Origin of the sequence: Serratia sp. root2 (assembly GCF_031931805.1) — a bacterium.
In the GTDB taxonomy this organism is placed as follows: domain Bacteria; phylum Pseudomonadota; class Gammaproteobacteria; order Enterobacterales; family Enterobacteriaceae; genus Serratia; species Serratia inhibens.
This window is the reverse complement of record NZ_JAUJXB010000001.1, coordinates 703,720-721,131: the sequence shown is the minus strand read 5'-3', so window position 1 is coordinate 721,131 and position 17,412 is coordinate 703,720. Positions and strand designations below refer to the sequence as shown.

Below are 17,412 nucleotides of genomic sequence, written 5' to 3'. Positions count from 1 at the left end.
AGGATGCGGGGCGATGCCCGCATCCGTCGACGTTAACCGAGATCCATTTCGTGCCCTATCCACTCGCCGCTGTCGCGGTTAATAAAGCGCAGATACTGCTCGTACTCTTCTTCACCGTAGAACAGGTTCAGCAGCGGCGTCTTGTAGAACGACTGCCACATTTCCCCCAGCATGATGGGGCGGCGCGGAACATAGATATTCTCGATGAGGTTGTAGCCGGTGGCCATCAGCATGAAACACAGGAAGAAGTAGTTGAATCTGCCGCGCAGGAAAGACCCCTGGTGAGCCACGTAGTAAAACAACAGGAACACCGACGCCACGCTCGCATAGCGACTCGCCGCCTGCAACGAGCTGGAACACAGGAAAACGAATATCACCAGCCAGGCCGCAGCGTTTTTGATATCCCCGGCCTGGTTGCGCATCGGGTTGCCCAACATATACCCGCCGAGGAACAGCGCCGGGAACAGGATAATCAGGAAGTTAATCATCCCGTTGGCGTTGCCACTGGTCAGATAGTCGCCGGCATACATGCCCGAGGTATAGACGTCCGAGTAACTGTTGATGCCGGAAATCGTAATATGCGACAGGATAAACGGCAGCGCGAACTTGGCGGTCACCAGTGCAATGACGCTGAACAGCACCGTCAGCGGGCGGTTCAGACGCATCAGCCTGCTGCACAGGAAAACCCCGACCAGCAGCATGCTGGAAAAGTGGGTCAACATGGCAAACAGCATCAAACAGAGGGCGAGCGTTTGATTTTTCTTATGGCAAAACAGCGTCATGGCCAGAGTCATCACGGCCATAGAGAAACCAAAGCGTAGCCCCATGGCGATGATAAACGGGTTGATCAAAAACAGCACCGCCACATGCAGCAGGACAAACTGCCGGGGGGAAAACGTCTTGCCGGAGTGCAGCATCACAATATTCAGCGCGCTGAGATAACAGTAGACCGACAGCGCGGTGTAAAGCCCCGGAATGACGAAAAAGGGAATGCCCAGCGTTTTAAAAATGTAAAAGTTGGCATAAAGAACGATGTCCACTTTACCCTGGATCACGTCACCCAGCGTGGTGGCCGAGGTAATGGCCGCGTAATTGGCAAAGTGGCGATAGAGATCCGCCAATGGCGGGATCTTGATGAAAAAGAAAAAAAAGCACAGCGCTATCAGCAGATAGGCCATCGAGTTTTTCTTTCCCGCACGCAACGTGGCGATACTCTGTATCAAAGCAAATACCGGCAGCGTCAACAACAGCACGCTGCCGATCACCGTAGAACGTTCAAAGCGCATAATCTTCCTCTGGATGGGTTCGCCATTCACCGTACATCACACAGGCCCCTTCAAAAGGGAACGCCGCGGAAAAACAGGTTGCGGATGATGTTTTTCATGTAGACCCCGGCCATCAGGCCGCTGTTTACGTAGATAATGCCCTTCAGACCGTAGGCTACACCCGCCAGCCGGCTCTTGCCGTCGGTGATGATACGCGAATCGATGCAGGTATGCCGCAGACGCATAACCTTGCGCGCCCGGGGCGATATCTGCGGCATCAGCCGCCGCTCGAACTGCATTTTGTTGCGATACCCGATAATGCCTTTCGGGCTGGAGGTGATGCGTTCGCCGTCATGGTCATTGTGTACCGCCAGGCGCTCATGCAATGTGCCGATGCGCGCCCCGGCAGCCAGCAGCCGATACAGGAAAATATGGTCCTGGTAACGCGGGGTGTTGAAGAAACCGCGCACCGCAATCGCCGTGCTGCGCCGCATCATGATCATCGGCGTATAGGCCACGCCGGCCAACATAAAGTCTTCCAGGCCGTCGCAACGGGCACGGTAATAATGCCCGGCATTAATCTGCCCGTTCTTCAGAATATCCATATCGCAAAGGCTGACGTCATAATCGCCCTGGCGCATAAATGCCAGCTGGTGGGCAATCTTCTGCGGATGGTAGTAATCATCGTCATCCAGAAAAGTGATGTACTCTCCGCTTGAGCGCAGGATCCCGCTGTTGCGCGCCAGCGCGCCGCCGCCGTTATGCCGACGCGGGTAATAGATAACCTGCCCCTCGGCAATATAGCCGGCCAGGCGTTCACGGGTCGCCAGGCGGTGCGCATCGCCTTCCGGGTTGTCATCCACCACGATGATTTCCAGCGCGCGGTGGGTTTGCGCCAGCACGCTGTCGATGGCGCGCGCCAGCAACTCGCTGCGGCCATAGGTAGGTATGATAACGCTGACTTTGATGTCCATTGTCTTATTCTGCCTGTGGGGGGGCGAATACATTCGCCCCGTTTAACATGGGCGCAGCATGCGGCGCCCCTACACGATCCGGGAATGGGTGAATACGGCGCCGCTATCCGCGCAGGCTATAGAGCCGGGCCATCAGGTAATAAGCCAATGGACTGCGATAGAACAGCCGGTTCTTGCGGCTCAACAGTTTGCGCTCCTCTGCGCGTAAACCGGAATAACGGCGTTTCAGCTCGCCGGTTTCCCGCAGTGCGTCGCGCAGCCCGAAAAAATCCAGCCCCACCAGCAAACGCGCTTTCAGCGTGGTGACATAAAGAATCGAATACAGCCCACTCCCCGTCCCCTGACGTCGTCCGCTGTCGGCACCGTCTATCGCGTAATCCAGGTCATCCAGATCGCGCCGCTTTGGCGCACGCGTAATACCGTTCGGGTTGGCGCGATATCCCACCAGCGGCGTATCGCACATCACGATACGTTGCGCCTTGAGGTACAGCTGCGGAATTAACTGAATATCCTCAAAATTGCGTCCCTGCGGGAAACGCATCTCGTCGAATAACGTTTTGCGGTAAATACGCGCCCAGGCAAACCACAGGCTACGGTTAAAGCTGTCCGCCAGCAGCGCCATATGCGTGTCGCGATCCTGTGGGGCTGCATTGCCGGGCACGATGGCCAGGGTGCAGTCCGGCTGGATTTTACCGTTGTGCATCACGGAAAATCGCTGGGCATTGAATGCCACGATGTCCGCCTGCGGGTTATCCGCCAACAGGCGGCCCAGAATGCTGAAATACCCCTCCAGCAACACATCGTCGGAATCCAGAAAACCGACATGTTGCCCCTCGGCATGGGCAATGCCGCTGTTGCGCGCCTCACTCAGCCCCTGGTTAGGTTGCCGCAGGATGCTGACCTGCGGTTTCAGCTGCGGGTAACGGCACAACACCTCTTCGGCAATGCCGATGGAATCGTCCGGGCTGCCGTCATCCACAATGATCACCTCCGCCCAATCAGGCAGCTGCTGCAGCACCGAGCAAAGGCACGCCTCAATGTAAGCCTCGACCTTATAGACCGGAATAATCAGGCTCAGGGTGATTTTCATGTTGGGTTATCCTTTCTTTTCTGTTTGACGTTGCACTTCTACCGCGAGGCTGCCCATCGAAGACAGCGGCGCGTCGATCTGCGCCTTCCCTTGCGCCTGCCAGCCCGCAGGCAGATCGAAGCGCGCCGACATCGGCCGGTAGTAAGGGTTGGCGATCAACACCAGGCCCCGCTCGCCGTTGATAAACAGCCGCGCCGGGATAGCGGTATTGTTGCCCTGCAGCAAGACGCTTTCGCCGGACAGCAGGTAAGGGTTAAAGCTGACGATCTGCTGCGCCACGCTGGCTACGCCCCGCCAAATGGTCTCGAACTCCTGTTGACTGAAGCCGCCGCGCTGGCGCTTGTAGAACAAATCGGTATAGGAATAAAACAGGATGCCCTTGGCACCGCCAATCAGGCCCAGCCAGGCCTGGTTGCGCATCTCCGCCTCGGTAGGCTGGCGCGCTTTACGTTTGGGCGCGTAAGCGGCGTGATCCATGATCTGCATCACCAGCCAGGCTCCTTTGACCTGACGCGCCACCTGGCTGGTGATACGGGTATATTCCAGGGTACGCGTCAGATCGGCATCTCTGCCGACCGGGTAAGGATCGCTGGCCAGCACGTCAGAACTGTTGAAATAGGCGTTGAGCGTGCCGGTCTTGTCCAGCACCTGGAACGTCAGGTGATCCGGATCCAGCCGTTTCACCTGCAGGTGTTTTTCTTCAATCTGCGGCACATACTCCGGCCCCAGTTCATCGTTGATGTACCAGGCCAGCAGGTTAGGTTCATGTTTGAACTTTTCGACGTAGCTCGCCGTCAGTTGCGGGTAACTCATTTTGCTTTCCGGTGCGAATCGGGTGCCGGGATACAGGTCTTTCAGCGAGAAAATCACCTGCAGGCCATACTGCTGCGTTTTGCGGAAATAACGGTTCGGATCGCCCACGGTGCCATAGTTGTAATTCAGCAACGTGTTGAAGCCGGCATCGCGAATACGCGCCAGATGCTCGTCCGTCGCCATTTCGCCGTACATGTAAATGCCAAGCGGGAAGAAACGCTTACCCTGTTTCAGGGTATACCCCTGGGCATCCAGCGCCACTTTCGGTTGCGGGCGGCCGACGCTTATCGGCATCTCGCTGCGCTGGCTGCGCTGAGAGGCCACGTCCGTCACCTGCTGTTGCAGGCGATATTCTCCGGCGGCCAGGCCGGCCGGCAGCGAGAACTCCACCTGCTGTTTCCCTTCGATGCGGTAACGGCGGCTGTCGGTTTTCACGGCGGCGCTTTTCCCGTCGACCAGCGTGCTGTCCACTTGCACCTGCTGCGGATCCACCACTTCGATCAGGCTCGATGCCGCGCCATTGCCGGCGCGCATTTGGTAGAGCGCCGGCGCAACCGGCTGCCGGCAAACGTAAACGTCGTCAAACCAGGCGCTGCCGGTGGTACCGCGACGCAGATAAACCCCCAGCACCACCTTCACCGCCCGCGCCGGCACCCTGAAGTCGCCGGTGACCGGTTGCCAGCCGCTGGTGCCAAGCACGCCCTGCGGGTAGCTGCCCGCGAGAAAGCGCCCTTGCTCGTCGTAACTTTCCACAAAAACGCCGGCGCCCTGGTTGTCGCCCTTACCCTTCAGGTTCTCGCCGCGCACCCAGGTGCCGAAAGCCAGCTGTTGGCCCGCTTTGACCGACAGCGTCTGCAGCATGTTGTGATAGTTGGCCGGATTGTGATTCTGGTAAAACAGGCTGGCCTGCCCGGTATGGCCGCCGGACACCACCTCTGCGGAAGCCAGCGACCAGCCCGTACCGCCCTGCTCAAAGCCGGGGTTGGCCAACAGGTTGTCGCCGCAGGGGGCCGCCTGGGTCGGCGCGGCCAGCCCGGCGCCCGCCAACAGGCAGGCGAAGGAGAGCTTGCTGATGTTCATTGTCGTTTCATCACTGCGCTGTACAGATAGGAGAAGAACAAGTAGCAGGACTTCTGGTAGGACAACCCCAGATGGCGGCGGTAGATCTGCCACTGCCAGTCCGCCGCCTTGATTTTGTTGCCGGAAAGCGACTGGGCGGAAAGGCGATAAAAGGCCAGCGGTTCGGGAATGCAATACGCCAGATGGTTGCGCGCCTTTTCCAACACCGACAGCCACATCACGTAATCCTCATGCCCCACCTTGCTCTGATAGACCTTGCCCACCCGGCGCTGGTTATACATGCCGGTCAGGTTACCGATCCAGTTGCTTTTCAGCATGTCCTTGTAGGCGATAATCTCGCCGGCGCCACGGTAATTCTTCACCAGCGCCGGATCATTTTCGAAGGTGTAATAGTGCGAACACACCACGTCGTAACGGTTTGTCTTCAGGATACCGACCTGGCGCGCCAGCTTGTTTTCACGCCAGACATCGTCGCTGTCGCAGAAGGCGATATAGTCGCCGCGGGCCGCCTCAATGGCGATATTGCGGGTTTCGGCCACGCCCTGGTTGGTGTTGTTGCGAATATAAGTCAGACGATCGTGAATGAAGGGTTTAACCACTTCAGCCGTGTTGTCCGTCGAAGCGTCGTCGATCACATACAAATGATAATCCTGGTAAGTCTGGTTCAACACGCCCAGGATCGACTCTTTGATAAAACCGGCTGCGTTGTATGCCGGCATGATTACTGACACCTTTTCCATCTTAACCTCCAGCCATAAGCTGTTGCCATTGGGGATATATACGTTCGGGAATGTACTGTTGCGCCCGCTCCAGCGAGTGCAGTGAAAAGCGTTTACGCAGCTCGCCGTCCGCGATCAGCGCCAGGGTGCGTTGGCTAAAGGCATCGAGATCCCCTTCCGGTACCAGATAACCGTTGCCCCCATCGTCAATAAGCTCGGCGGGGCCGGTCTGACAATCAAACGCCACCAGCGGCAGACCAAAGCTCATCGCTTCAATCAGCACCATCGGCAAGCCTTCATAGCGGGACGTCATCAACAGCATCCCGGCCTGGCGATAATGGCTGGCGATATCCGGGGTCGCCGGCAACAACTTCACCTGTTCGCCAAGGCCGGCTGTATCGATTTGCTGCTGCAAGGCGGCGCGATCCGGGCCATCGCCGACGATATGCAACTGCCAACCCGCCGTTTGCGGCGCCGCCCGCTGCCAGGCCGCGATCAAGCGGTCAAAGCCTTTCTGGTAACACAGCCGCCCAACCGCCAACGCCACCGGCAACGGCTCTTGCTGCGGCGGTTGTATCGGGAAGGGTGAAACGTTCTCGATCACCCGGCATTTATGCTCGGGCACCCAGCGGCTGATGGTGGCCAGATCTTTCCGGGTCAACAGCACGGTGCGGTCGCCCAGCCGGTAGACCAACACCTTCAGCCACTTCATCGGCCAGGCATACTGGTGGAAGCTGACGTGCTCACTCAGCACCAGGCGGCTGTGCGGGCACAACAACCGCAGGTACGGCACCATGATCGACGAGAGTTTGCCCATCGAAACGGTGACTATCACGTCATAGCGGCCGCGCCGCAGAAACCGCGCCAGCCGCCAGGGCCACAGCAGCGTTCTGCCAGACATAAAACGCAACCTCACCTCGGGTTCGAGCGGGTAAAACGCCCGATCGCCGCTGATGGACACCAGATCTACCTGATGGCCCAGACGCGTCGACAGTGCGTTGGCCAGACTGCTGGCCACCCGCTCGGTACCGCCTTTTTCGGCGATGTTCTCAATCACAATCGCTACTTTCCGTTGCTGCATGTCATCTCCGAAACCCCTCGCGGGCAGTGCGCAACAGGCGTCCCCCTAACGGAAACAGCCCCAGTTTGGCCAGGCAGTCGCCGTACAGTTTGATCGCCTTGAACTTGCTGCTCAGGGCGTGGTGCTCCGTGCGCGATGAGTAATAGGTGAACGCCTGCAGGTTCTCGCTGTAGAGCGAAGCCAGCAGGTGTTTGCAGGCAAACCCGCTGATATAACGGCCGCTGGCGTTCAGGTAAGCATCAATAAACTGTTCACTGGCGTCGATGTTCATCCGGCAGCGATCCGTCTCGGCATCGCCGCAACGGATGAACACCCCTCGCCCTTCGTCAAAAGCCACCCTGGCACCCAGATTGGTGGCATTGACCAAAAATCCCCAGTCCTGATACTTGTAAAGAAACTCGGGAAACAAAAAACGCCGGTCATCTTTTTTACGCAGACTGATGGCAGAAGTGCGGATATCGCCCATATCGAGAAATAAAAAGTCCGCGCCTGTCGACCCTTCTTTGTAATCAAACCTGTAACTGCGGATATTCTTGTCATTCACCGTACTGTAATTGCCGAAAATAATGTCCAGCCGGGTATCCTGGTGGCGTTTCAGACGGCGAATAATATAATTGGTGCTGAAGGAATCCTCCGGTTCCAGAAAGAAAACCACGTCCGCACGCGCCAAGAGAAAACCGGTATTACAGGACGCCGCCGTATTACTGCGCACTTTATTTTCATGCAAACGTGCGCGACGATTGGCGGCCAACAGGCTGCGCATTTTCTCCAGCTCTTCGGGTTCTGACGCATCGTCAACCACAATAATTTCATAATCGAACCCGGAACAGGCGTTCGTCATACGGACTAATGTAGCGGCCAGACTGGCTGAATTATTAAAAGCGGGCATGACAATTGATAAGTCCATTTACTACCTCAACAATATATTATCATCTGGCAAAACAGCGGTAATGCCAGCGGAATAGTTTGTTATCCCAGCATATCCTTGCCCGGTTATTACCCCCCCCATCCTGCAGCGATTAAAATACGCGCAGCCTACCGGTCATTTAATTAATCCTGAAAATAACTGCCCCACTCCTGTTCAATGGTTTCCGGCGTCAGTTTTTGTAACCCCGCACCGGGGGTAAACGTCAACTCGCCAAAATAGATGCTCTCTTTCACCTGATAAAAATCCACGCGCACATAAGAGAACTGCTCCGCCACCTGACGCGCCAGGAGCAGCATCTCCGACAACCTGCTCGGTTTATCCATCGGCACCTCGCTGTTTGGCACGCCCATGCGGATCTCGGTGCGGTTCCAGTCGGCGTCAAAAAAATCTCGCCGATGATCGATAAAACGCTGGTAATCAATCTGGATGAAAAACCGAATATCCCCATTCTGGTTAAAGCAATGGATTTTGATGTCATTCGGCGTTTTCCCCTCTTCCAGCAGCATTTTCTCGACCATGATGCACGGCGGAATATCCTTATAATGACGCTCGCGGTAAACCTGATAAAAACTCTGCCTCAGCCAGCTGTTGGTCAACACCCGTAACTCATTGAAGCTGGTTTGGCTTTTATCGAACACCAGTTTGTTATAACCGCTGCCGTGGTTTGCCTTAATCACGAAGACGTCAGGTAATGCCTGATACATTTCCTCGGTTAACTTATTGCCATGCGCGTAAAGCTCAATCAGGTACTCTTTCCCCCACAGTTTTTCAATATAATCGCGCACCCGATACTTGTCGGACAGTTGAGTATATATCGCCAATGGATAGATCTTCCTGCGCATTAATTTTTCGCTATACCCCATAGGCTGAGCCAAATGCGGTATTTTCCGAAAAAACAGGGCGTATTTTAACTGATGATATAGTGCATCGGGCATATTGCGGTAAAAACCCTTCACCAGATTATTTAACATAAATTTCTCGCACCTTCCCTATTAGCTGAGGTAAACAACGGTAGCAGGTCACCTGCAGCCGCGTAATTTGTCCTCTTCTGAAGAAGCCGTTAAGTACAAAGAATGAAATGAACTCCGTTATCAGGGTTGAAACCGCAGCGCCCACCAAGCCGTAACGCGGTATCAACACCAGATTCATCAGCACGTTGGCTAACGCGGCCAACGGCATTTTTATCGCTATGAATCGATAGCCGCCAAACAGCACTATCGCCCGATAAGATACGGTGCCCATCACCGAGAACAGCGACGTTACCGAACACAGCGCCAAAATAGTGGCGGTTTCGCGGTAGCTGTCGCCAAACATCAGCGCAACGATCGGGCCGGGGAACAACGACAGCAGCAAAATCACCGGCATGGACAGCAACAACACCACCAGATACAGCAGCCGGATGCGACCTTCCTGTTCGCCCAGCGTTCGGGCATTCGCCACGCCCGGCATCATCGAGGTGATCAGCGCAATCGGCACGAATATCCATCCCTGGCTCAGGGTAATCGCCGCGCTGTACAACCCAACGCTGTGCTCCCCCAGAACGTTGCCGATCATGATCTGATCGATACGCGTGTAGATGACAATCGACAACCCGGAGACCGCCAGCGGCAATCCCACCTTTAACAGATAGCGGCCGTAGCGCCGTTTGTGACGCCCACTAATCTTCCGCATACCGCCCTGCTCGCGGCGAAAAAGCACCCAGCGCACTGCGTACGGGATCAGGCTGCTAAAAACGTACGGCACAGCAAACCACTCCAGCGGCAGTTTGGCATGCACCAGCGCCAACCGCAGAACGATTGACAACAACAGAGCCAGGTTGTTGATCAGCGTGTTCAGCTTCGATTTCAACAGGGCGTCGTAATAAATCTTGTAGACGTCCTGAATGGAAAAATAGGCGCTGATGAGCATCAACGACATCATGATCTGGCTGGTGCGATCCTGCGTCAGCACTGCCCAGGCCATCAACGGCACGGCAATCAGCGCAAAAAGCTGGCGCCGCAGACGCATTGAGGCCACCATCAGCCGGATGCCGCTGCGCCGCCGCTTGGCGACGCGGTTAAACAACACCGCATCCGCACCCAATTGCACCAGCGGTACGGCAATGGCGATCACCGACAGCAGATAGTTAATCAACCCGTATTGCGCCGGCCCCAGATAACGCGCTACGTACACCGAAACGAAAATCCCCGAAAGGCTCAACGATATCCGTTCCAACATCAGCCACAGGGAGTTCATCAGCATCGCTTTCATGCGCGACTAAACCTTTTCCTGGTGGCTAGGATAAGCAAAGGCGTAATAGCCGGCGTCGGTGGCGGTTTTTTTCACCATGCCATTCAGGATCACCCCTTTAATGGCCACGCCGTTTTGTTCGAAACGACGAATGCTGGTTTCGATCTGCCGAACGGTATCGACCTCAAAACGCACCACCATCAGCGCGGTACCGACATGGTGACCCACGATGGCGGCATCGGTCACCGCCAGCACCGGCGGCGTGTCGATCAGCACCAAATCGTAGTGCTGCCCCGCCCACTGCAGGAAGTCGGCAAAACGCTGATGCATCAGCAGTTCAGACGGATTTGGCGGCACCTGGCCACGCGGCACGAAATCCAGATTGGCGATAGTGGTTTTCTTCACCGACTGGTCTGGCGCAATCAGCCCGGACAGCATGTCTGACAAACCGCCCTTGGCGCTGTTGTTGAACCAGCGGTGCAGGAATCCTTTGCGCATATCCGCGTCGATCAGCAGCACCCGCTGGCCCGCCTCGGCAATCACCACCGCCAGATTGGTGCTGGTAAAGCTTTTACCGCTGGCGGGGCTGGCGCCGGAGACCATCAGGATGTTGTTTTTGGCCTCCATCATGGCGAAATGCAAACTGGTGCGCAGGCTGCGGATCGCCTCGACGGACAAATCCCCCGGCTCTTCCTTCGCCAGAATCGGCAACATGTCGCCGCCGCTTTTGACCAGTTGCAGCTGTTGAGCGCGGTTGCGCTTTTGCTGCCAAGGCGACAGCGGCACCGTGGCATACACGTTGATACCGCGCTTTTCCAATGCCTCGGTGTCGCTGATGCCACGATGGAGCGCGGCGCGCAACACCACCACCGATGCCGACAGCACGCCCCCCATTAACAGCGCGAAGAACACGATCATCGCTTTCTGCGGTTTTACCGGTCGCAGGCCGCTTTCCGCTTCATCGATAATGCGGATATTGCCCACGGTACCCGCTTTGCTGATGCTCAATTCCTGCTGCTTGTTCATCAGTTGCATGTATACCTGCTGATCCACCTGTACATCGCGGGTCAGACGCAAAATTTCCTGCTGCGTTTTCGGCAGCGTTTGCACCTGTTTGCCGAGCCGCGCCTTTTCCGTCTCCAGCGTCGTGCGTTTTTCAAGCAGTGCGCGGTAAGCCGGGTGCGCGCGGGTGTAAAGCTTGGAGATTTCCGCTTCTTTGAAGGTCAACTCATTCAACTGAGCTTCCAGTTGAACCTGGGTATCCAGCACCGATTTGGCTTCCAGCGTCAGGTCCACGGAATCGTTCTGCTGGCGGAACTGATTAAGCTGATTTTCGGCGTTGTTGAGCGACGTCTGGGTACGCGGCAATTGTTCGTGCAGGAAGGCCAGCATGCGCTGCGCCTCCTCGGTTTTGCGATCCACATTCTGTTGCAGGTAGTTATCAGTGATGCTCTTGAGCACCGCTTCGGCGCGCTGCGGATCCTCACCGGCCAGGTTGAACGTCATAATGCCGCTTTCCTTGCCGCCGGGGGCAACGTCAAGCTGGTTGCGCAGATCGTCCACCGCCTTCTGGCGCGGTACGTTGACCACGGTGAAAACGGTGCCCGGCAATGCCTCCAGCTCAGCGACGTTCATGGCCCAGGCCCCCTGCTTCAGCGGTTGCCCGACGGTGCCGCTGAACAGGTTCTTGCCTTCATGGCTCAGGCTATAACGTTGCTTATCCTGCACGGTCAGGGTCAGTTCCTGGCCCTGCATCGCCGCCGGTACCCTCATGCCGGAGATACGCAGCACCGGTGGCGGTTCGCCGCTCAGGCGGGCCAGGCCCTTGCCGAACAGCGGGAAGTAATCCGGGCTGATGTGCACCGTCAAACCGAGATCGTCCACGGTTTTGCCAATCACGTAACGCGATTTCGCCAGCGAAACCTCATCCTGCGTCGCCGAGTTCTGACCAGCCGACCCCATCGAGTTGTCCAGCGTCTCGCGCAATAGCGAATCCCCCGAAAGCTGCTTTTCCACCTGCACCAGTGCAGTCGCCTGATAGATCGGCGTCGCCATCAGGGCATAGGCGCAGCCCAGGACACCGGCGACGCCGGTCACCAGCAAAATGCGCCAGCGGTTGTCCCACAGCGGGCCAATCAGCCGCTCCCATTCCAGTTTTTCGTCCTGCTCGGCCATCACAATCGGCATTGCATTGTTCTTCATCATCGGTGTTCCTTTTCAGCGTTGCGGGGTTACCAGTTACGCACCCGCAACGTGGCCTCACTGAGGTCGTTAAAGCTGGAAATCGTCGGCACCAGCTGGCTTATCAAACGGTTCCAGCGCGCGATCGGCGCTGCGGTGACATACACCACGTCGTAAGGTTCCAGCTGGAATTCCGTGCCCATCGCCAGTGCGGCGGCATCAGACAGGTCGAATTGGTACAACGACGCCAGCCGCTGCGGCTGTTTGCCGCCGTTCGGGCGGATCACGAACACACCGGTAGCATCGGCCACCGTCTGGCTGATGCCTTCGGAGCTGCCCAACGCCTCCGTCAACGTCATGCCGCTGCGGTCCATTTTCAGCGTCGCCTGTTTACCGACCTCACCCATCACAAACACTTTCAGCTCGTCATTACGCGGCACATACAGAATGTCGCCCGGCTGCAGCAGTTGGTTCTGGCCGGTATCGCCGCGTTGCATCAACGCCTGCAGGGAGATCGGCTGTTCCTTGCCCTGATGAGTCAGCACCACGTTGCGCCAGTCGGCGTTATCCGTCAGGCCGCCGGCGGCGTTGATCGCATCGAGAATGGTCATCGGCACATTGGTCACCGCCTGTTGCCCCGACGTTTTTACTTCGCCGGTCACATACACTTTCTGCGAACGGAAAGCGGCGATGCTGACGTCAACCTGCGGGCTTTCCACATAGTGCGCCAGCCGGTTGGCTATCTGATTGCGCACTTCACTGACGGTTTTTCCCACCACCTGCACCCGGCCGATATACGGGTAGAAAATCGCCCCGTCGGCATGTACCCAGTTGCCGGTATCGCTGGCGCTGCGGTATTGCCCGGCAGGCGTGGTCAGTTCCGGATGGTCCCAAACGGTGACGTTCAGCACGTCGCCGACGCCAATGCGGTATTGGTAGCTCTGAAGGCGTTGATCCAGCGCCGGGTTTGGCCGCGCGACAGGCTCCACGCGGCGCATTTTTTCCAGCAGCATCGGCGTTACGCGATACACCTGGACCTGCTTATCCAAATCGAAGTCTTCATCCTGCTGGGTAACTTTTGTTTTCCCATGAGTAGGCAGGTGCGACCCCGGAAACGTCGTGCAGCCGCTAAGCAACGCGGTGGACAGCACCAGCGGCATCAAATGAGGTAAGTGAAGGTTCATGACAGTACCGTGAAAAAACGGGCCGCCGTTGCGGCCCGTGGGAGGATTAACGATCGGCGGTAGGGTTATCGGTAAAGATCGGCGCCTGGCGCGGTTCATGCAGCAGGGCAAAATAACCGAAGAAGCAAAGTACAAAAGCCATCAGCATCCGCTGGTCCGGCAATTGCAGAACTTCGCTGCAGATCCCGACACAGGCCAGCGTCACCGCCAGCATGCAGCTCATGCCGAGCGCCTGGCGCGCATTGAGACCACGCCGCATCAGGATGTGATGCAGATGATCACGCCCAGCCTTGAACGGACTCTGGCGGCGCAGCAACCGGCGAACCATCACCGTCACCATGTCCATCAGCGGGATTGCGATCAACCACAGCGCGGTGACCGGCCGCATAACGGCGTCCTGGCCTTGGGTGGCGACGATCAGCAGCCACAGCACACTGAAACCGATCACCATGCTGCCGGCATCGCCCATGAAAACCTTGTTGCGCGAGCCGAACATGCTGAGGTTGAACAACAGATAGGCCGCCAATGCCGCGATCAGGCTCAGGCACCACAGCGCTTGCGCACCGTGCCCCGCCAGACCAAACAGAATGGCCAGGGCCATAAAGGTGACGCAGGACAGCGCGCCAAGCTGACCGTCGATACCGTCAACCATGTTATAAGCGTTGATCGCTCCCCATACCGCCAACGGCGTGATCAGTAAGGCGACGTAACCCAGCATCAGCTCTTGATGGCCCCACAAGTAGCCAAAGGAAGTAAGTTGCATCCCTGCCGCCAGCATCATCGCCAGCGCGATCCCTCCCTGCACAATGACGCGCGGCGCCACAGGCAGATCAAAACGGTCGTCAAGCACGCCCAGCACCACTAACGCCGTAACGCACAACAGATAGATATTGCTGTGCGGCAACCATTCCGGTTGCCAAAACGTCACCAGCATAATGGTGAGGTAAATGGCGATACCGCCAACCAGCGGTATATGGCCCTGATGACGCTTGCGGGCATTGGGTTTATCCACTAATCCCACCGCCAGCGCAGCACGACGCGCAATAATCACCAGCGTCACCGCCAAAATAAATATCATGCTCAGTTGATATAACATTGTTCCTCCAGCGAATAAGCACGCTACCGCCCTTGAGTTACAGCTCCCAATGCGCTATTAACAAAAACAAAATTGACATCCCCAGGATATAGGTCAGCATCCGCTCATCCTGTTAAATACGGATTTATCCGAAAAATAAAAAACGTTAGCGTGTGAGAAATATATCTCTAGGAAAATTCATGTTTAATAGTTCTTTCGATTGCCAAATTAAGGTCAACCGGCGCTTCGAAATCATTTTGCACATTGCTTTTAAATTGCGTTCTGGCACAGAATTTTTGCACCCTAACCCGGCTAATTGGGAATTTACGGTGACTTATTTTACTCACCACATCCAATGCCGTCGCACCGCAGATCCCAAATATATAAGGAATGCGAATAGTCTTATTCTCTCTGCCCAAGGAAGACGAAATAACGTCGACCAGTTGGTTCATGGTGAAATCCGGCTTATCCACATAATTGCTGACCTGATAACTGGCCTGCTGGTCAAGCGCATGCTCCAGCCTCGCCGCAATATTCTCGACATAAGCCATGGATTTCATATTATTGCCGCTGCCAATCATCACGAAGCGACCGCTGGCGATCTGACGGAACAGGTTATAAACGTTGCCGCGATTATTTTCGCCGAACACCACCGTCGGACGAATAATGGTCAATTTATTATCACCGTCGGCCTTGCGCCAGGCTTCGTAGACATACTCGGCTTCCAGCTTGGATTTACCGTAATGGTTAAAGGGTTCAAAACGCCCTTCTTCACCGGTTTCCTGGGTCACGAAGCCATAGACCGCCACGGATGAGGTAAAAATAATCTGCTTGATATTCAGCGAGGAAGCGGCCATGCAGACATTACGGGCACCCTCTACATTAACCTGATAATACAGCGAGATCGGGTCAACATTGTCCTGATGCTCTGCCGCAAGATTAATCACGGCATCACACCCCGCCAGTGGCTGCAGCAAAGTCTGCGGCTGGGTTACATCGCCAAACTGATAGAGCTCCGGGAAATGTTCGCTCTGTTTCTTGTCTACGATCGTCAACGTCAGATCGTTACGTGCACTCAGGCGCTTAACCAAACGCGTTCCGATAAAACCGGAACCCCCGATGATAGCTACTTTACGCTTATCCATAATTTGTCACTCAGCCAAGTTTTCCATTAATACCCGCCGCAGGTTTGGGGCGAGACGCTTAATACGCGTTAGATCATGGAAACCAGACTGGACAAATCAGCCCATGCTTTCAAATAACAAATAATGAAATAACAATATTTGCCGAATGTAAAATTATGGGGAAAGATGAAATGTCATCGCAGGCTAATTTTTGATTTCGTAAGCGACCTGATATTGCATGGTTTTATTCGGAAGGATAAGATTAATCTCACCTTTACCCTTGGCCTCTGAAATTTCGTATTTCACCGGATGTTTCAACTGCCCCTGCTTGGGATCGACACACTCGATGGTCGCCTGCTCCAGACTTTCCCCCTGATACAGGCAAAGCAGGGTCTGCGGGTTGTTAGTCAGAGGGTTGTTCAGCGTCAGGGTAAGCACAACGCGGGTATTGTTCTGTATATCATTGATAATCGGCGGACGAGTTTGGTTCCCCAGCACATAGGAAAAGTGTGAAATAATCAGCAATGACACAAACACCGACAGGTACTTCACCACTCTGACGGCGGGAACGGAGAAAAAACCCGCTGATGCAGGCGTTTTATTTTTTATTGTTGTATTTTTCAACGGCGGTGGAGCCGTAGAAGGCACGGAAGCCGTAATCTCTTCCGTCTGCGTATCTATTGTCTCCGCGTTAATTTCATCATCTTTATTTCCACTTTCAGAAATTTCCGCTTGAAATTCTTCGTTAATATCCCCGGGAACGTTCCATATTTCGTCGGAGACATATTCATCTTCCTCCGATATAAAGTGAAACGCAGCCTTGTTTTCCACCTTATAGCCCAGGCGCGGAATCGTTCTGATAAGCGTATGTTCGACATCACCGATCTTTTGACGAATTGATTTAATTGTTTGATTTATCGTCGAATCTGAACAATATGTTCCTTTCCATATATTCTCTATAATTTCCGTACGACTAACCAGTTCAGGGGATCTGGCGACCAGAAGTGAAAGTATCTGATACTCCTTCCAACGCAGGCGAAACTTTTCCCTGGAGGGGGTCAGAACATCTAGATTCCTAATCTTTATTCTTTTATCAAGATTCACTTTTAATTTCCTTAACGTGCCTGTCCTGCACACTTTGTATAGAAATATGAAAAAATGTTCAAGAAATTAAATGTAAACTCAACAGGTTGCATTCAGTAGATGTTTATTTTTATAAAAATTTGCTGATTTCATTTTTTACATCATCTCGAATAGCGAGAATTCGATTCTCTGAATGTCACTTTTTCCCTGTTGGTAACATGGTTTCTTATCATGGTTACCGACAACAAAAACCAGCCAACAAGCTGATTTAAAACAAAAAACTAATATATGTTATCACTTTGTTGGTTAAGTGAAATTGTGAAATTTCACCTTCAGGCAGGCAAATATCACCTGCTTTTCCACCTAATCCGATTGCCAGATAGCCTACAAAAAGCCAGCAAAAACAGAATGAGAGTTATCTGATTTAATCATTCCTTGAAACATAGCACCAAATACAAAGACATATTTTAAATTTGACTCCAAGCCACACCAAATAATGAAGGGTTATGTCATTCATCATAACAGGCTATGTCGCCGGTATGCTTTATTTCTGTAAAAATTCCGACAAGGAAATGAAAAACGCAGC

The 17,412-nt window shown here is 54.8% G+C and carries 14 protein-coding genes; all 14 read right to left on the bottom strand.

From position 1 onward, the window contains the following. Positions 1 to 32: 32 nt before the first annotated feature. Complete coding sequence (locus QZQ97_RS03345; RefSeq protein WP_311992252.1) at positions 33 to 1,286, bottom strand: EpsG family protein; 1,254 nt, start codon at positions 1,284 to 1,286, stop codon at positions 33 to 35. Positions 1,287 to 1,336: 50 nt separating this feature from the next. Then, entirely contained in the window at positions 1,337 to 2,239 is a 903-nt protein-coding gene (locus QZQ97_RS03340) for a glycosyltransferase family 2 protein (RefSeq protein ID WP_311992251.1), read from the bottom strand. 103 nt (positions 2,240 to 2,342) lie between these two features. Continuing rightward, positions 2,343 to 3,329: a glycosyltransferase family 2 protein gene (locus QZQ97_RS03335; protein WP_311992250.1), complete on the bottom strand. Its 987-nt coding sequence runs from the start codon at positions 3,327 to 3,329 to the stop codon at positions 2,343 to 2,345. A 6-nt stretch (positions 3,330 to 3,335) separates the two neighbouring features. Next, entirely contained in the window at positions 3,336 to 5,222 is a 1,887-nt protein-coding gene (locus QZQ97_RS03330) for a carbohydrate-binding protein CenC (protein ID WP_311992249.1), read from the bottom strand. Further along, on the bottom strand, positions 5,219 to 5,962 hold the full coding sequence (locus QZQ97_RS03325; RefSeq protein ID WP_311992248.1) for a glycosyltransferase family 2 protein: 744 nt from the start codon (positions 5,960 to 5,962) through the stop codon (positions 5,219 to 5,221). Before QZQ97_RS03325 ends, QZQ97_RS03330 begins: the two co-directional genes overlap by 4 nt. Before the next feature lies 1 nt (position 5,963). Beyond that, positions 5,964 to 7,022 (bottom strand): glycosyltransferase family 4 protein, encoded by a 1,059-nt coding sequence (locus tag QZQ97_RS03320; protein ID WP_311992247.1) that lies wholly within the window; start codon positions 7,020 to 7,022, stop codon positions 5,964 to 5,966. Position 7,023: 1 nt separating this feature from the next. Further along, entirely contained in the window at positions 7,024 to 7,929 is a 906-nt protein-coding gene (locus QZQ97_RS03315) for a glycosyltransferase family 2 protein (RefSeq protein WP_311992246.1), read from the bottom strand. A gap of 143 nt (positions 7,930 to 8,072) precedes the next feature. Further along, entirely contained in the window at positions 8,073 to 8,921 is an 849-nt protein-coding gene (locus QZQ97_RS03310) for an ATP-grasp fold amidoligase family protein (protein ID WP_311992245.1), read from the bottom strand. Continuing rightward, entirely contained in the window at positions 8,911 to 10,200 is a 1,290-nt protein-coding gene (locus QZQ97_RS03305) for a flippase (protein ID WP_311992244.1), read from the bottom strand. The genes QZQ97_RS03310 and QZQ97_RS03305 overlap by 11 nt, the downstream gene beginning before the upstream one ends. 6 nt (positions 10,201 to 10,206) lie before the next feature. After that, a complete protein-coding gene (locus tag QZQ97_RS03300) occupies positions 10,207 to 12,384 on the bottom strand; it encodes a polysaccharide biosynthesis tyrosine autokinase (RefSeq protein ID WP_311992243.1) in 2,178 nt (725 codons plus the stop codon). 26 nt (positions 12,385 to 12,410) lie between these two features. Continuing rightward, a complete protein-coding gene (locus tag QZQ97_RS03295) occupies positions 12,411 to 13,544 on the bottom strand; it encodes a polysaccharide export protein (RefSeq protein ID WP_311992242.1) in 1,134 nt (377 codons plus the stop codon). A 46-nt stretch (positions 13,545 to 13,590) separates the two neighbouring features. Then, positions 13,591 to 14,640 (bottom strand): UDP-N-acetylglucosamine--undecaprenyl-phosphate N-acetylglucosaminephosphotransferase, encoded by a 1,050-nt coding sequence (gene wecA / locus QZQ97_RS03290; protein WP_311992241.1) that lies wholly within the window; start codon positions 14,638 to 14,640, stop codon positions 13,591 to 13,593. Between the two features lie 167 nt (positions 14,641 to 14,807). Beyond that, positions 14,808 to 15,764, bottom strand: coding sequence for an NAD-dependent epimerase/dehydratase family protein (locus QZQ97_RS03285; RefSeq protein WP_311992240.1), 957 nt, complete (start codon positions 15,762 to 15,764; stop codon positions 14,808 to 14,810). 183 nt (positions 15,765 to 15,947) lie between these two features. After that, positions 15,948 to 16,847 carry a transcriptional regulator gene (locus QZQ97_RS03280; protein ID WP_311992239.1) on the bottom strand — a complete coding sequence of 300 codons (900 nt, stop codon included), beginning with the start codon at positions 16,845 to 16,847 and terminating at the stop codon, positions 15,948 to 15,950. Positions 16,848 to 17,412 lie beyond the last annotated feature (565 nt).